This is a genomic window from Microbispora sp. H10949 (assembly GCF_014161435.1).
In the GTDB taxonomy this organism is placed as follows: domain Bacteria; phylum Actinomycetota; class Actinomycetes; order Streptosporangiales; family Streptosporangiaceae; genus Microbispora; species Microbispora triticiradicis.
Window position 1 is genome coordinate 503,212 of the sequence record NZ_JABBWZ010000002.1, and the last position, 16,334, is coordinate 519,545.

The 16,334-nt window shown below is 73.9% G+C and carries 10 protein-coding genes; 7 read left to right on the forward strand and 3 right to left on the reverse strand.

The window, feature by feature from the left end:
- Nucleotides 1-151 precede the first annotated feature (151 nt).
- Both HHX40_RS06470 and HHX40_RS36325 read left to right on the forward strand, forming a co-directional pair.
- The gene (locus HHX40_RS06470) at nt 152-1,255 is read left to right on the forward strand and encodes an NDP-sugar synthase (RefSeq protein ID WP_310737967.1); all 1,104 of its coding nucleotides are present in this window, start codon (nt 152-154) and stop codon (nt 1,253-1,255) included.
- Nucleotides 1,256-1,556: 301 nt separating this feature from the next.
- A complete protein-coding gene (locus HHX40_RS36325; protein WP_259403299.1) occupies nt 1,557-2,747 on the forward strand; it encodes a DNA-3-methyladenine glycosylase family protein in 1,191 nt (396 codons plus the stop codon).
- Nucleotides 2,748-2,759: 12 nt separating this feature from the next.
- Here the strand turns inward: HHX40_RS36325 and HHX40_RS06485 are convergent, their stop codons facing one another.
- Nucleotides 2,760-3,038 (reverse strand): hypothetical protein, encoded by a 279-nt coding sequence (locus tag HHX40_RS06485; protein ID WP_111701746.1) that lies wholly within the window; start codon nt 3,036-3,038, stop codon nt 2,760-2,762.
- 376 nt (nt 3,039-3,414) lie between these two features.
- Here HHX40_RS06485 and HHX40_RS06490 point away from each other — a divergent pair, with 376 nt between their 5' ends.
- A complete protein-coding gene (locus HHX40_RS06490; RefSeq protein ID WP_182879775.1) occupies nt 3,415-6,207 on the forward strand; it encodes a bifunctional FO biosynthesis protein CofGH in 2,793 nt (930 codons plus the stop codon).
- On the opposite strand, the gene HHX40_RS06495 is transcribed toward HHX40_RS06490, so the two are convergent.
- Together HHX40_RS06495 and cofD are read right to left on the reverse strand one after the other, a co-directional pair.
- Nucleotides 6,197-7,564 (reverse strand): coenzyme F420-0:L-glutamate ligase, encoded by a 1,368-nt coding sequence (locus tag HHX40_RS06495; protein ID WP_182879776.1) that lies wholly within the window; start codon nt 7,562-7,564, stop codon nt 6,197-6,199. The genes HHX40_RS06490 and HHX40_RS06495 overlap by 11 nt on opposite strands.
- A gap of 42 nt (nt 7,565-7,606) precedes the next feature.
- Nucleotides 7,607-8,542: a 2-phospho-L-lactate transferase gene (gene cofD, locus HHX40_RS06500; RefSeq protein WP_182879777.1), complete on the reverse strand. Its 936-nt coding sequence runs from the start codon at nt 8,540-8,542 to the stop codon at nt 7,607-7,609.
- Between the two features lie 171 nt (nt 8,543-8,713).
- On the opposite strand from cofD, the gene HHX40_RS06505 reads away from it, so the two are divergent.
- The 4 genes from HHX40_RS06505 to HHX40_RS06520 all read left to right on the forward strand — a co-directional run bounded on the left by HHX40_RS06505 (nt 8,714) and on the right by HHX40_RS06520 (nt 16,323).
- Nucleotides 8,714-11,176 carry a hypothetical protein gene (locus HHX40_RS06505; protein ID WP_182879778.1) on the forward strand — a complete coding sequence of 821 codons (2,463 nt, stop codon included), beginning with the start codon at nt 8,714-8,716 and terminating at the stop codon, nt 11,174-11,176.
- Nucleotides 11,177-11,368: 192 nt separating this feature from the next.
- A complete protein-coding gene (locus tag HHX40_RS06510; RefSeq protein ID WP_111701756.1) occupies nt 11,369-11,626 on the forward strand; it encodes a WhiB family transcriptional regulator in 258 nt (85 codons plus the stop codon).
- Between the two features lie 285 nt (nt 11,627-11,911).
- The gene (locus tag HHX40_RS06515) at nt 11,912-14,848 is read left to right on the forward strand and encodes a glycosyltransferase family 2 protein (protein ID WP_182879779.1); all 2,937 of its coding nucleotides are present in this window, start codon (nt 11,912-11,914) and stop codon (nt 14,846-14,848) included.
- Nucleotides 14,845-16,323, forward strand: a complete 1,479-nt coding sequence (locus HHX40_RS06520; protein WP_182879780.1) for a DUF5719 family protein — start codon at nt 14,845-14,847, stop codon at nt 16,321-16,323. Before HHX40_RS06515 ends, HHX40_RS06520 begins: the two co-directional genes overlap by 4 nt.
- Nucleotides 16,324-16,334: the final 11 nt, after the last annotated feature.

Here is a 16,334-nt window from a genome sequence, read left to right on the forward strand (position 1 = left end):
CGAGCTCATTTTCGGGCGTCCGTTTGTGGCCCTATGCGCCGTCCGGTTTGAGAGTTCGCGCTTGGAGATACCGCGCCTGCCAGGAAATATCCGGACAGCGGTGTGCGGCGGGACACCATACGGAGGTTCTGTCTAGGCTACTCTCGCGGCTGTGAGGGACAGTTCTGTGCGGTCGCCGGACGGTCTTGAGGCGATCCTTCTCGTGGGCGGCCAGGGCACGCGTCTCCGGCCGCTGACGCTCAGCACGCCGAAGCCGCTGCTGCCGACGGCCGGGGTGCCCTTCCTCGCCCACCAGCTGGCCAAGGCGCGGGCGTACGGGGTGCGCCGGGTGGTCTTCGCGACGTCCTACCGGGCCTCGATGTTCGCCGAGGCGTTCGGCGACGGGGCGGGGCTCGGCCTGGAGATCGTGTACGTGACCGAGGACACCCCGCTCGGGACCGGCGGCGCGATCCGCAACGCCGCGCGGGCCCTGACCTGCCCGCCCGAGGCGCCGGTGCTCGTGCTGAACGGCGACATCCTGTCGGGCCACGACATCGCCGCGCAGGTCGGCCTGCACGTCTCACGCGGGGCCGCGGTGACCCTCCATCTCACGGAGGTGGACGACCCGTCGAGGTTCGGCTGCGTGCCGACCGACGACGACGGCCGGGTCACCGCATTCCTGGAGAAGACGCCCAACCCCGTGACGAACCGGATCAACGCCGGCTGCTACGTGTTCCAGCGCTCCGTCATCGACACGATCCCCGAGGGCCAGGTGGTCTCGGTGGAACGGGAGACCTTCCCCGGCCTGATCGCGGCCGGTGAGCTGGTGCTCGGCTTCGCCGACGCGTCGTACTGGCTCGACGTGGGCACGCCCGCGGCGTTCGTGCGGGGCTCGGCCGATCTGGTGCTGGGCAAGCTCGGCTCGCCCGCCCTGCCCGGCCCGGTCGGGGAGCGGCTTCTGCTCGACGGGGCCGTCGTGTCGCCCGAGGCCAAGGTCACCGGCGGCACGGTCGTCGGCCCCCGGGCCACCGTCGAGGCGGGCGCCAGCGTGCGCGGCAGCGTGCTCTCCGAGGGCTGTCACGTCGCGTCCGGCGCGACCGTGGTGGACTCGGTCGTCGGCGTGGGCGCCCGCGTCGCCTCCGGCACAGTGCTGCGCGAGGTCGTGGTCGGCGACGGCGCGCTCATCGGCCCCGGCAACGAACTCACGGCCGGCATGCGCGTCTGGCCCGGGGTCACGCTGCCCGAGTGCGCCGTCCGCTTCTCCAGCGACGTGTGACATGACCGGTCCCGCTCCCACCCGCTCTCGGGGGGAGCGGCAGACTGGGCGGGTGGAGGCGAGCCGAATGCCCAGATCGTCCGCGCCCGGCGACGTGTCCGTCACGACGGGCGCCGCTCCGTCCTGCGCGGTCTCCACCGGCACCGCTCCTTCCGGCACCGTCACTCCAAGCGTGGCTTCTTCCGGCACCGCTTCTTCCGGCACCGCTTCTTCCGGCACCGTCACTTCGGGCGCGGCCACTTCCGGCTCCGTTCCTCCGGGCGTCGTTCCTTCCGGCGTGGCTTCGTCGGGTGTGGCTTCCATGGGGGTGGTCCATGCCGGTCGCGGCCAGGCGGCGCAGGCGCGCGAGCGGCGGTGGCGGCCGGCCGCGCCGGTCGACGTGGCGCTGACGCTGTCGCCGCACCGGCGCGGGGGAGGCGACCCCGCCTGGCGCCGTACGCCCGACGGCGCGTTCTGGCGCACCTCGCGAACCCCCGAAGGCCCCGGCACCCTCCGCGTGACGGGGAGCCGCGACGGCGAGATCCTCGGACAGGCGTGGGGCCCGGGGGCCGGGTGGCTCCTGGAGATGCTTCCCTCGATGCTGGGGGCCGACGACGACGTGGCCGGATTCGCCGCGTTGCTCGCGCGGCTCGCCCGCTCCGGCGATCCACGGCACGTCCGCGCCGCCGCGTTCGTCGCCGATCTGGCCGGCCGCGCCGGCGGGCTGCGGATCGGGCGCAGCCTGCGGGTCTTCGAGGCGCTCGCGCCCGCCGTCCTGGAGCAGAAGGTGGTCGGCAGGGAGGCGTGGCGGGCCTGGCGGTTCCTGCTGCGCCGGTACGGCGAGCCCGCTCCCGGCCCGGCCCCCGAGGGCATGTACGTCGTCCCGTCGCCGGAGGTGTGGCGTGTGGTCCCGTCCTGGGACTGGCACCGCGCCGGGGCGGAGGCCGTACGGGCCAGGACGATCGTCAACGCCGCACGCCACGCCGCGAAACTGGAGCGCACGACAGGAGTCCTGGGCGCGGTGGACGCACCGGACCCGGCACGGACACCTGACGCGACATCAGGCTCAGCGGGCACACCGGACGCGGCACAGGTCGCGGCACAGGTCGCGACGGGCGGGCGGGCTTCGGCGGGCGTGGAAGGCTCGACGGGTGTAGAGGGCTCGGCAGGTGTGACTGGCTCGGCGGGTGCGGAGAGCTCGGCGCGGGTGGAGGGCTCGGCGGAGGCGGACCGGCTGCTGCGGGCGCTGCCGGGGGTCGGCGTGTGGACCTCGGCCGAGGTGCGTCAGCGCGCCCACGGCGACCCGGACGCGCCGAGTGTGGGCGACTTCCACCTGCCCGGCATCGTCGGCTATGCCTTCACCGGCCGGAAGACCGACGACGACGGCATGCTCGAACTGCTGGAGCCGTTCCGCGGTCACCGCCACCGCGTGATCAAGTTGATCGAGCTCAGTGGGATCAGGCCCCCGGCCCGCGGCCCCCGCATGGCCGCACGCGACTACCGCTCCTTCTGAGCGCGCCGCCCGTCATCGGCCACCGGACCGGGACGACCCCAGGGTCTGGTTGATCCCGCAGTCGACCACGGTCGGCAGGCATCCGCCGTTCAGGGTGTTGAGGAATACGCTGTCGCCCGCCACCTGCTGGAGGCCGTTGACGGCGGAGCCGCTGTTGCCGCTGGGCGCGTTCACGTTGCGCCTGCCCGTGGACACCTGCCGGACAGGGCTGCCCATCTGGGGCGAGTTGGCCGCGTTCACGCCGGTCGTGACCTGCCAGGCGCCGCCCGGCCCGCCACGACCACGCCCCACCTGCCGCGCCCGCGTGCCTTCCCGCGCCTGCCCCGTTCCTCGGGCCCGCAACGCCTTCGCCGCTTCTCGCGCCCGTCGCGCACGCGGGGCGTCCCCGGGGAGCCGGCCGTGGCCACCGTGGCCCGTAGGGCGTCCGTGGCCTACGGGGTCGGTCACGGGTAGCGTCCGGGGCGCCGGTGCCGCGAAGGCCGGGGCCGCCGGCGGTCCCGGCGTACCGAGGACGAGCGTCACGACGAGCAGCCGCCGGATCGCTGCTGATCGGAAGTACACCACCGGCTGATACCCCGCCGCCCGGCAAGATCGAGCCGGCCGTGACCCAAGAGTTGGTCCGGAGGCGGCCGCGCCGTCCGTACCCAGTGCTCATAGGCTGCGGACTATGACGGCGAAGCGACCCCCGGACCTCGACGGCACCCCTTCGACCTCGGCCTCCGCCGGTTCGGCCACCTCCGGCTCGAACGCCGGCTCGGCCTCCGGCAGCGGGACACGCCGGGCGCTCGCGCGGGCCCGGGACGGCAAGACGCTCGACCTCGCCGAGACGGCGGTCCTGCTCCGCGCTCGCGGCGCCGACCTGGACGCGCTGCTCGCGTACGCCTCGCGGGTCCGGGACGCGGGCCTGGAGGCCGCCGGGCGGCCCGGCGTCGTCACCTACAGCCGCAAGGTGTTCATCCCGTTGACGCGGCTGTGCCGGGACAGATGCGGCTACTGCACGTTCGCCACCGCCCCGCACCGGCTGCCGGCCGCCTTCCTGTCGCCGGACGAGGTGCTGGAGATCGCCCGCCAGGGCGCGGCGATGGGCTGCAAGGAGGCGCTGTTCACCCTCGGCGACCGCCCCGAGGACCGGTGGCACCAGGCGCGCGAGTGGCTCGACGCGCACGGGTACGACGACACCCTCTCGTACGTCCGGGCGATGGCGATCCGCGTGCTGGAGGAGACCGGGCTGCTGCCGCACCTGAACCCCGGCGTGCTGACCTGGCGGGACCTCCAGCGGCTCAAGCCGGTCGCGCCGTCGATGGGCATGATGCTGGAGACCACCTCGCGGCGGCTGTTCACCGAGAAGGGCGAGGCCCACTACGGCTCACCTGACAAGGACCCCGCCGTACGGCTGCGCGTGCTGGAGGACGCCGGCCGCTCCAGCGTGCCGTTCACGACGGGCCTGCTGATCGGCATCGGCGAGACGATCGAGGAGCGGGCCGAGTCGATCTTCGCGATCCGCCGGGTGGCGCGGGAGTACGGCGGCGTCCAGGAGGTCATCGTCCAGAACTTCCGCGCCAAGCCCGACACGGCCATGCGCGGCATGCCCGACGCCGACCTGCACGAACTCGCCGCGACGATCGCGGTGACGCGGCTGGTGCTCGGGCCGAAGGTCCGCGTGCAGGCGCCGCCCAACCTGATCGGCGAGGAGTACGCCCTCATGCTGCGGGCGGGTGTGGACGACTGGGGCGGGGTCTCCCCGCTGACCCCCGACCACGTCAACCCCGAGCGGCCGTGGCCGCAGATCGACGATCTCGCCGCGCGGACCGCCGCCGCCGGATTCACGCTGCGCGAGCGCCTGACGATCTACCCGGAGTACGTGCTCGCGGGGGAGCCCTGGCTCGATCCCCGGCTCGCCGGGCACGTCGCGGCGCTGGCCGACCCCGCCACCGGGCTCGCCCGGGAGGGCGCCGTGCCGCGCGGCCGCCCCTGGCAGGAGCCCGACGGCGGCCTCGGAGGTCTCGTCACCGGCGGACGGGCCGATCTGCACACCGCCGTCGACGCCGAGGGCCGCGCGAGCGACCGCCGCGACGACTTCGACAGCGTGTACGGCGACTGGGACGCGCTGCGTGAGCGCCTGCCCGGCGGCGCACACACGGCCCCCGCCGACGGCTCATCCAGTGGTCATCCGTACGGCAGGGTGGACGGCGGCGTGCGGGAGGCGCTGCGGAGGGCGGAGACGGACCCGGCGCGGCTGACCGACGAGCAGGCGGTGGCGCTGCTCGGTCTCGCCGGGGACCAGACGGGCGCGGGCGCCGACGACGCGGGCCTGGACGAGCTGTGCCGGATCGCGGACGGGCTGCGCCGTGAGGCGGTGGGCGACGACGTGACCTACGTCGTCAACCGGAACATCAACTTCACCAACGTCTGCTACACCGGCTGCCGGTTCTGCGCGTTCGCCCAGCGGCGCACGGACGCCGACGCGTACACGCTGTCGCTGGGCGAGGTGGCCGACCGGGCGCGGGAGGCGTGGGACGCCGGGGCGACGGAGGTGTGCATGCAGGGCGGTATCCATCCCGACCTGCCGGGCACGGCCTACTTCGACATCGCCCGCGCCGTCAAGGAGCGCTGTCCCGAGATCCACGTGCACGCGTTCTCGCCGATGGAGGTCGTCAACGGCGCGAGCCGTACGAACCTGTCCGTGGAGGAGTGGCTGCACGCGGCGAGGGAGGCGGGGGTCGACTCGCTGCCCGGCACGGCGGCCGAGATCCTCGACGACGACGTCCGGTGGGTGCTGACCAAGGGCAAGCTGCCCACCAGGGAGTGGGTGGAGGTCATCACGACCGCCCACCGGGTCGGCATCCCGACGACCTCGACCATGATGTACGGCCACGTGGACACCCACGAGCACTGGGTGCGCCACATCCGGCTGATCCGGTCGATCCAGGAGGAGACGGGCGGGTTCAGCGAGTTCGTGCCGCTGCCGTTCGTCCACCACAGCGCCCCGATCTACCTGGCCGGGATCGCCCGGCCGGGGCCGACCGCGCGGGAGAACCGGGCCGTCCACGCGCTGGCGCGGATCATGCTGCACGGCGCGATCAGCAACATCCAGTGCTCCTGGGTGAAGCTGCGCGACGACCTGTGCCGGGACGTGCTCGCCGGCGGCGTGAACGACCTCGGCGGCACGCTCATGGAGGAGACGATCAGCAGGATGGCCGGCTCGGAGAACGGGTCCTACAAGACGATCAGCGAGATCGAGGCCATGGTCGCCCCGACCGGCCGCCCGCTCCGCCAGCGCACCACCGCGTACGGCCGGCCGAGCGAGGAGCGGACCGCGGCGGCCCGGCGCAGCGACGGGGTCTGCGGGTCGGTGCGAAGGCCGCTGCTCACGGTCACGCCCACGCCCGCGCGGACGGCACCCACGCCCACACCCACGCCCGCCGCCGGGTCCGGCCCGGAGACGGTGGTCAGCGGGTGACGTAGAAGTCGGCCGCGTCGCGGGGCGGGCGGTCCTTGGGCGGCGCGGCGGGGTGTCCGACGGCCACGGCGCCCATGGGGTCCCAGTCGCCTGGCAGGCCGAGCACCTCGCGCACCACCTCACGGCAGAACATCGTGGACGACACCCACGCCGAGCCCAGCCCCTCCACGGCGAGCTGGACCAGGAAGTTCTGCACGCCGGCGCCGGTGGCGACGACGAACATCTCCCGCTCGGCGGCGTTCCTGCGCTCGTCCCGGTAGGTGTGCGAGCCGTCCATGACCAGGCAGGGCACCGCCAGGTAGGGCGCGTTCCGCAGCACGTCGCCGCGCCGGATCCGGCGGGCGATCGACTCCTCGGAGAACCCGTCGGAGCGGAGGTCGGCGATCCAGGCGTCCCGCATCGCGTCGAGCAGTTCCGTACGCGCCCGCGGGGTCTCCAGCAGCACGAACCGCCACGGGGTGGTGTGGTGCGGGGCGGGCGCGGCGATCGCGGCGGCCACGGCCCGGCGCACCGCCGCCGGGTCGACCTCCCGCCCGGAGAACTCGCGGATCGTGCGGCGGGCGAAGACGACGTCGGCCGAGCCGTACCGGAACATGTCCTCGTCCGCGGGCCGGACGAGCGCCCGCCCGCCCGGCCCGTCCTCGCCGGTCACCAGGCCGCCCAGCCCGCGGACGACCGCCACCGGGACGCCGGACAGCTTGCCCTTCGCGAGGTCGCCCGCCGCCGCGATCTCGTCGGCCAGCGCGACCACCGTGGCGTTGAGCGGGTTGCCGTAGGCGTCGGCGCCGCCGCGCAGGTCGTCCAGGGGCCGTACGCCGGACGCGCCGATGGCGACGTCGGTGAGGCCGTGCCGCCAGGGCCGGCCGAACGTGTCGGAGACGATCACCCCGACCCGTACGCCGAGCCGGTCGCGCAGCCCGCGGCGGATCCGGCCCGCCGAGGCGTCCGGGTCCTCGGGGAGCAGCAGCACGGTGCCGGGGGCGGTGTTGGAGGCGTCCACGCCGGCCGCGGCCATGACGAAGCCGTGCCGCGTCTGCGCGATCACCGTGTCGCCGCGCCGCGCGACCACGCGCTGCGTCTCCTCCTCGATCGCGGCCGTACGGCTGTCGCGCGGCGGCGCTCCGCGCCCCGCCGCCGTCGCGCCTGGTGTGTGCGGGGGCGCTCCGCCGCCGTTCCACGCCGCACCGGCGCCGCTTCGGCGGATCCGGCCCTCGGCCTTGCTCACGATCTTGGAGGTCACGACCAGGATGTCGCCGTCCTCCAGGGCGGGCGCGGCCTCGGCCACGAGCAGCGCGATGTCGTCGCCGGGCGCGACCTCGGGCATGCCGGTGACGCCGCTTACGGTGATATGGGTCATGAACTGCCTCGATGCGTCGTGGATCGGGTCACGGGAGGGACGTCACCGGAGGGATTCGGCCAGGGCGAGGGCCGCGGCGGCGATGTCCCTTGTCGCGCCGGGGTCGCTCATCAGGAGCGGACGCGCCTCCACCGCCACGCCGTCGAGCGCGACTCCCTTGTCCTCCTCGGCGACCAGCCAGCCGTCGAGCAGCGCCGATCCGTACAGTTCGAGCACGGCCTGGGCGCTCGTCTCGACGCCGATCGCCGTCAGGCAGGCGTCGGCCATGCCGCGCACCGGAGCGCCGCCGATGATGGGGGAGACGCCGACGACCGTCTTGTCCTCCAGCGCCGCCCGGATGCCCGGGACCTGCAGGATCGTGCCGATGCTGACGACCGGGTTGGACGGCGGGAGGATCACGAGGTCGGCGTCGCGGATCGCGTCGAGCACCCCGGGGGCCGGGCGGGCCTCGTCGGCGCCGACGAGCACGATCTGCTCGGCCGGCACGGACGCGCGCAGCCGCACCCACCACTCCTGGAAGTGGACGGCCCGCCGGCCCGCGTCGTCGGCGATCACCACATGGGTCTCGGTGCGGTCGTCCGACATCGGCAGCAGCCGTACGCCGGGCCGCCATCGGTCGCACAGGGCCTCGGTCACCTGAGAGAGGGGATAACCGGCGGCCAGCATCTGGGTGCGGATGATGTGGGTGGCGAAGTCGCGGTCGCCGAGGCCGAACCACTGCGGCTCCATGCCGTACGCGGCGAGTTCCTCCTTCACCGTGAACGTTTCGCCGGCCCGGCCCCAGCCCTGCTCCTCGTTGATGCCGCCGCCCAGGGTGTACATGACGGTGTCGAGATCGGGGCATACCCGCAGCCCGAAAAGGGTGATGTCGTCGCCGGTGTTGCCGATGACGGTGATCTCCGAACCGGGCGCCGCAGCCTTGAGACCTCGGAGGAAGCGGGCGCCGCCGATACCTCCGGCGAGGGACACGATGCGCATGCCGCCAGTCTTCCATCGGGCGGCGGGCGGGCCTCCCACCCCACCCCACATACTGCGATAACCAGCGAAATGTAGTGTGTGTCTGGCTTGTGAGGTTCTTGGGACTGCCGACACTTAAGTCCAGCATGTGCAAAACTTCCCCGAGGGCCATCTGGACCGTTGGGGGTAGCTGTGCTGAAGGTCGATACCGACCGGCTCAGAGAGCCGGCCGCGTGGACGATGCTCGCGGTGGTGATCACAAGCGTTCTCGTGGGTGTCGCGCGGTTACTCATCAGCTCCTCCTCGCTCGGCGGCACGTTCGGCGTACGCGCGGCCACGAGCCTGCACACCCTCGCCTCCCCCCTGTCGACCGCGCTCGCGGCCGGCGCGGTGCTGCTCGTGGCCAAGGCGGGCGCCCCGACGCCCCGGGCCCGCCTGGTGGCGCTGGGCGCGGCCGGGTCGCTGGGCCTCGGCGTCGTCTTCGGCGTGATCGGCGTGCTGGGCGTCCTCGTGGGCGACCTACCGACCTTCCGCGACCGGTTCGAATACCTGATCACCGGCCTGCCGATGCTCGCTCTCGCCGTCTTCGGGGCGCTGTTCGCGATGAGCACGGCCGCCGCCCTCCAGTCCGCGCAGCGGCCCGCGGGCGACTTCTTCGGCCGGCGCGACGACGCCTATCCGCCCCGGCCGAACGTCCCGGCGCTGCCGCAGGGGTACGGCGACGCCCAGGGCCGCCCGTCGTCCTACGGACAGCCGCAGGCACAGGCACAGGGCGCCCCGGTCGTCAACGGCGCGGTTCCCAACGGCGTCGTTCCCAACGGCGCGGCCCACAACGGCGCGGTTCCCAACGGCGCGGCCCACAACGGCATGCCCGCCGACCGGCAGCAGGGCCCGGTTCAACACGGTTCCGGCGGGCCGGGTGAGCAGGGCCACGGTCCGCAGGCGTACGGCCAGCACGGTCCCGGCCAGCACGGTCCCGGTCAGCAGGGCCAGCACGGTCCGGGCCAGCACGGGCAGGGTCAGCAGCCGGTCGCCCACAACGTCCACGGCGAGCCCGACCAGGGCCGGCAGAACGGCGCGCAGGACCCCCACCACTCCGGCCAGCCGCCCTTCGGCGAGCACGTCGCTCAGCACGCGGGTCAGCACGCCGGGATGTCCGCGCCGGGCGGCGGCCCCGTCCAGGCCCCGGCGTACGGCGATCCCCAGACGCAGCAGGCCCAGCACGCCCAGCAGGCACCGGCGGCGCAGCAGGGTGGTCCCGCCCATCCCCAGCCCACGACGGCCGCGGAGCACCACTACGGCCAGGAGTCGTACGCTCCGCAGGACCGGCCGCACGCGTCCTACTCCCAGGAACGCGGCGGCCAGGGCGCCTTCGGCCAGGAGCGGCCGCAGGACGTCTACGGCCAGGAGCACCCGCGCGAGCCGTACGGCGCGGCTCCGGGGCAGGGCGACGCCTACGAGCCCCAGGCCGCTTACAACCCCGCCGCGACCGCCCCGCAGCCTCCGCTGTTCGGCCAGCCCGGCACACCGGCCGCTCCCCAGGGCCAGGCACAGGGTCAGGCGGCACAGTCCCAGGCGCAGGGCCGGCAGCCGTGGCAGGCCGAGCAGCAGGCCCGGTCGTCGATGCAGGACGTCCAGACCGGCGCGCACTACTCCGACTACGGCGCGCCGGGCCACCAGCAGGAGCAGCCCTCCACCGGCCAGTACGCGGGCCAGCCCGAGAGCGGGCGGTACGGCGGGCAGCCGGAGGCCGCCCCCTACGGCCGGCAGCCCGGCGGTGCCTCCTACGACCGGCAGCCCGAGGGCGGCTCCTACGGCCGGCACAGCGACAACGGCGGCTACGGTCAGCAGGGCGACAACGGAGCCTACGGTCAGCAGCCGGGCGGTGCCTCCCACGGCCACCAGGGCGACGGCGGCTCCTACGGCCGTCAGGGCGACAACGCCGCCTATGGTCAGCAGGGCGACAACGGAGCCTACGGCAGTCAGCCGGAGGCCCTCCCCGCGCACCAGCGCACCGACTACTCCGCGCCGCCGCAGGGCCCGGTGTTCGACCAGTACGGCTACGCCGGTCAGCAGAGCGAGACCGGCGGCTACGGCCGCTTCCCCAACCCGCCGGAAGGCCCCGGCTTCCCCCCGGCCGGCGCCGAAGGCAGGCCGTACGAGCCGGAGCAGCCGTACGGCCACTCCGGCTACTCCGGCTCCGAGTTCGCCCCGCAGCCCGCCGAGCACGCGGCGGGCGGCCCGGCCTTCGACGCTCCCCCCGCGTACGAGAGCCCGGCCGACCCGAGGGAACAGCAGCTCGCGCAGGCCTACCAGCAGGCGCAGAGCTACCAGAAGATCGCCCTGCCGGACCACCCCACCGGTCCGCAGGACCTGCCCGAGTACTACGACAACCCGCTCGGCCACCCCCAGAGCTCCGAGCCCGCGCCGTTCCAGGCCCCGCCGCCGGGCGCCGCCGAGCAGACCCTGCGCTTCGACCCCTCCGGCTACCGCGGTGACCCGCTCACCGACCCGCTCCGGAGGGAGGAGCCCATCGACCCGACGGCGATTTACACCCCCGACAGGTCGCAGGCAAAGTATGAGGAAGGTTCCGCCCCCGATCAGGCAGGCCGCGGAACCGACCCCAACCTCCCTTGGTATGGTTCCGAACGCTGACAGGACCGAACAACGGGGCATACGAACCGGGGCAAGCAGGTCTTTCCCCGGGTATCGTTATGCCGCTTGACGCCACACGCGCCACGCGCGTGTAATTACAGACATGTTGTTACGCCTTCCCAACGGTGGGTATGGGGCAGGCGTTTTTATGGGGGGCCTCATGTGGGCGGGCGAGCGACAGGGAGGTGTGCAATGACCGAGCTGGTCATGGCACAGGCGCTCGATGGTGAAGATCTTGGGTGGCAGGAACGCGCCCTGTGCGCGCAGACCGATCCTGAGGCGTTCTTTCCTGAGAAGGGCGGCTCCACCAGGGAAGCCAAGAAGGTGTGCCGTTCGTGCGAGGTTCGTGCGGAGTGCCTTGAGTACGCGCTTCAGCATGACGAGCGTTTCGGCATCTGGGGCGGTCTGTCCGAGCGCGAGCGACGCAAGATGAAGCGCCAGGCCGTCTGAGGACGCGAACGGGGCCGCGCGCTCGGCGCGCGGCCCCGCGTTCATGTCCGGCGGCGTTCGTCTGCAACATGATTGAGGTCGGGTAATGCCCGCGTACGGTCCTCCGAATGGTCCTCCGTACGGGGTCCGGCGGGGTTCGTTACCGGTGGTTCGTCCCGCGATCCGCGTCAGTGGGGTTTCTCCGAAGTTCGTGCTGACATCCTGTTTCGCCTGGATGTGATCGGGTGAGTCCGGGTTGCCGTATCGTGGTCGGCGCTCAGCCGTACGACCCCCTTAGGACTCGACGTGCACTCGGTGACCGCGATCGTCGTCGCTCACGACGGCGCCCGCTGGCTCAAGGAGACGCTGGCGGCGTTGCCGCGCCAGACCCGGCCTCTCGACCGTGTCGTCGGTGTCGACAACGGCAGCCGCGACGGCAGCGCGAAGCTGCTGACCGAGGCCTTCGGCTCACACAACGTGCTGACCATGCCGAGGTCCACCGGATTCGGCGAGGCCGTCCACGAGGTGCTGCGGCGGCTGCCGCCCGCGCCCGGCCAGGAGTGGGTCTGGCTGCTCCACGACGACTGCGCTCCCGACGCGAACGCGCTGCAGGCCCTGCTGTGGGCCGCCGAGCAGGACCCGAAGGCCGCGATCCTCGGCCCCAAGCTGCGTGACTGGCTCGACCGGCGGGTGCTGCTGGAGATGGGCGTGACCGTCAGCAGGTCCGGACGGCGCGACACCGGCCTGGAGCCGAGGGAGTACGACCAGGGCCAGCACGACGAGATCGCCGACGTCCTGTCGGTCTCCACGGCGGGCATGCTCATCCGCAGGGACGTCTGGGACGAGTTGTCCGGCCTCGACACCGGCCTGCCGCTGTTCCGCGACGACCTCGACCTGTGCTGGCGCGCCCGCGCGGCGGGACACCGCGTGCTCAACGTGAGCGACGCGGTGGCCTGGCACGCCGAGGCGTCCGCGCGGCGGCGCCGCCGCATCGCCACGAGCGAGGAGCACCCGCGCAGGCTCGACCGGCGCAACGGCCTGTTCGTCCTGATGGCGAACCTCCCGTTCGGCGCGTTCGCGCGATCGGTGGTGCGCAACGTCTTCGGGTCGGCGCTGCGGGCCCTGCTGTTCCTGCTGGCCAAGCAGCCGGCCAACGCCCTGGACGAACTGGCCGCGCTCGGCTCGGTCCTCGGCCATCCTTGGCGTCTGCTGCGGGCCCGCAAGGCGCGGAGGAACGGCAGGAAGCAGAGCTGGCCCGCGATCAGGCGCAAGCTCACCCCGCCAGGCGCCGCGCTGCGCCGGCTCGCCGACATGGTGCAGGGCTTCCTGGCCGGGACGGGCCCGGTCGACTCGGCGGGCCGCCACCACGCCGCCGCCGACACGGGGGAGGAGGACGGCGACGAACTGCTCACCGACTCCGGTGGCGTCCAGCGCCTGCTGAGCAGCCCCGGAGTGGTGCTCTGCCTGATCCTGGCCGCGATCACGCTGGCCGCCGAACGGACGCTGCTGCCGGACGGCCTGCTCGGCGGCGGCGCGCTGGTGCCGGTCACCGGCGGCGCGGCCGACCTCTGGCGGCTCTACGTCGAGGACCACCACGCCGCCGGGCTCGGCTCCGGCACCTGGGCTCCGCCGTACGTCGCCGTGCTGGCCGGCCTGTCGGCGCTCGCGCTCGGCAAGACGTGGCTGGTCGTCGGCGTGCTGCTGCTCGCCTGCGTGCCGCTGGCCGGGCTCTCGGCGTACGCCGCGACGAAGCGGATGATCCCCTACACCCCGGCGCGGGTCTGGCTGGCCGCCACCTACGCGCTGCTGCCGGTCACGACGGGCGTGGTGTCCGGCGGACGGCTCGGCACCGCGATCGTGATCGTGCTGCTGCCCGTCTACGCGGCGCTCGCCATCCGGGTGATGGCCGGGTCGAGCCGGGCCGCCTGGGGGTTCGGCCTGCTCCTGGCCGTGGGCACGGCCTTCGTCCCGCTCGTGTACGTGCTGGTGGCGATCCTCGGCGGCCTCGCCGCGGTGTCGTTCGGCGGCATCCGCAGGGGAGTCAGAAGATCGCTCGCGATCGGCCTCGGCACCCCGGTCGTCCTGCTGTTCCCCTGGCTGGTCCAGATCGCTCAGGAGCCGGGGCGCATCCTGCTGGAGTCCGGCCTGCACGATCCCCGGCTCTCCGACCCCCGGCTCGCCGCGGAGTCGCTGCTCATGCTGAGCCCCGGCGGCCCTGGCGTGCCGCCCGTGTGGGCGACGGCCGGCCTGGTCGCGGTGGCGCTGGCCGCCCTGCTGCTGCGGCGTCACCAGATGGTCGTCGCGATCGGCTGGGGCGTCATGCTCTTCGGCCTGCTGGTGGCGATCGTGGTCAGCCGGATCACCGTCCACGTGGGAGGGGTCATCGGGGAGGCCGCCGGAGGAGCCGTCCCCGTCTGGCCCGGCGTGCCGCTGGCGTTCGCGGCGACCGGTCTGCTGGTCGCGGCGGCGCACCCCGCGCACCGGATCACCGAGTTCCGCGCCGCCCGGGGGCTGCGCCGCCTGGGCGCGATGCTCATCGTCGTGGTCGCCTTCGCCACCCCGCTGGCCGCCGCCGGGCTGTGGGTCGCCCGGGGCGCGGACGGCCCGCTCCGGCACGACGTGACCGATCCCGTGCCGCTGCTCGCCGCGGTCGAGTCGGCGCCGGGAGAGGGCACGCTGCTGCTGCGGTCCAGGGGCGGCGAGGTCGGCTACACACTGCTGCCCGGCCGGGGGCCGCTGATCGGCGAGTCCGACCTAGAACCGCTGGGGGAGACGAGGACCCGCTTCGGGGCGGCGGTCGCCGGGCTCGCGTCCGGGCGGGGCGGCGAGTACGCGCGGACGCTCGCGTCCTTCGGCGTCCGCTTCGTGTCGGTGCCCGCCCCGGTGGACCCCGCGCTGCAACGGGCGCTCGACTCCGAGCCCGCCCTGGCCAGGAGGAGCCTGTCGGAGGCGGGCGGCCTGTGGCGCATGTCTGGTCAGGTCACGGTGCCGCCGCCCGCGGCGCCCGCGAGCGCCCTGCACCGTGGCTGGCTGTGGGCGCAGGGCGCGCTGCTCGTGCTCGTGCTCGTGCTGGCCTCGCCCGGCGCCCGTACGACGGAGCCCGACGGTGACTACGCCGACGCTCCGGCCGAGGAGGGGACGCGGGGCCGCCGCCGGGCCCGGGACGACAAGTCCCGGAACGACAGGGGCCGGGACGGCAAGGGCCGGAACGACAAGGGCAGGGAAGAAACGGTGCCCGCGTGAGACGACTGATCGAGAACCGCTTCGGCCTGCTCGCCCTCGTGCTGATCGCGTCGGGCGCGCTCTTCGGCGTGGCCTTCGTCAGCAGGCCCGCGCCGGTGACCCAGGTGCGGCCGCAGGCCGTCAGGGCGCCCGTCGAGTCGGTCACGGCCGTGTGTCCGGCTCCGGCGGGCAGCAGGGTGAGCGTGATCACCCCGCCCGGCGCCGGTGGACCCGGGAGTGCCACCCTGTCGGCGATCGCCGCACCGGACGCGAAGGGCACGGAGGGAAAGGACCCAACGGGGAAGGACCCGGGGGAGAAGGACGCCGTCATCGACCGGCCGGGCCTGCTGTGGCAGCGGGAGATCGCCTCCGGAGGCGGCCCTCTCATGGTCGACGCCACCGGCTCGATGGCCGCCGGGCTGGAGAGCGCGCAGACCGCCAGGGAGACCTCGGGCGCCCAGCGGGGCCTCGCCGGGGTGCGCTGCGTCGAGCCGGGCGCCGACACATGGTTCATCGGGCCGGGACCCGCCGCGGCCGAGATGACCCTCTACCTCGCCAACCCCGACTCCGCCCCGGCCGACATCACGTTCATGGTCTACTCGGGCGAGGGCCCGGTGCTGAGCGAGCGCGGCAACGGCGCGGTCGTCAAGCCCGGCGGGCACCGTGTGATCAGGCTGCGCGACCTGGCGCCGTCTCCGCTGATCATGGCGTTGCGGGTGAGCACCCGCAGCGGCCGGGTGGCCGCCGCCGTCAAGGCCGTGCTCGGGGAGGGCCGGGGCGCCGACTGGCTGCCCGTCGCCGCCGCCCCCGCCACCCGGGTCGTCGTCCCCGGCATCCCCGGCACCGCGGGGAAGCGCGAACTGTACGTCGCCGCGCCGGGGGAGCGCGACACGGTCGTACGGATCAAGGCGGTGCTGGAGGACGGCTCCTACGCGCTGAAGAACAAGGAGACGATCGAGGTCCCGGCCGGCTCGACGGCCTCACTCGACCTGTCCACCGGCATCGGCGGGCAGCCCGCCGCGCTGGTGCTGGAGTCGGACGTGCCGATCGTGGCGGGTCTGAAGATCACCGGAACCGGCACCCGGCAGGACGTCGCCTTCACTGCCGGCGCCGAATCCATCGATCTCGGCAGCGTCGTGGCGGACGCCCAGGCGACGGGAGGCAAGCAGGTCTCGCGGCTGGTGCTGTCGGCGCCCTTCGCCCCCGCCACCGTGGAGGTGCGGCTGCTGCCCGCCAAGGGAGAGGCGCCGGCCCCCATCGAGGTGAAGCTGGCCGCGGCCCACACCCAGGAGATCAGGCTCACGCCGCGTGGGAGCAAGGACGCCTTCAGCGTCGTCGTGCGTCCGCTGCCCGGCTCCGGCCAGGTGTACGGCGGCCGCGTCCTGGACGAGGCGACCAAGGACGGCCAGCTGGTCACCGCGCAGCCGCTCGCCGTGGGCCGCATCTGGGCCCTGGTGCCCCCGGCCGTCGACGCACCGGGAGTCGTCCTCCCCTGAGGCCCTCCCGA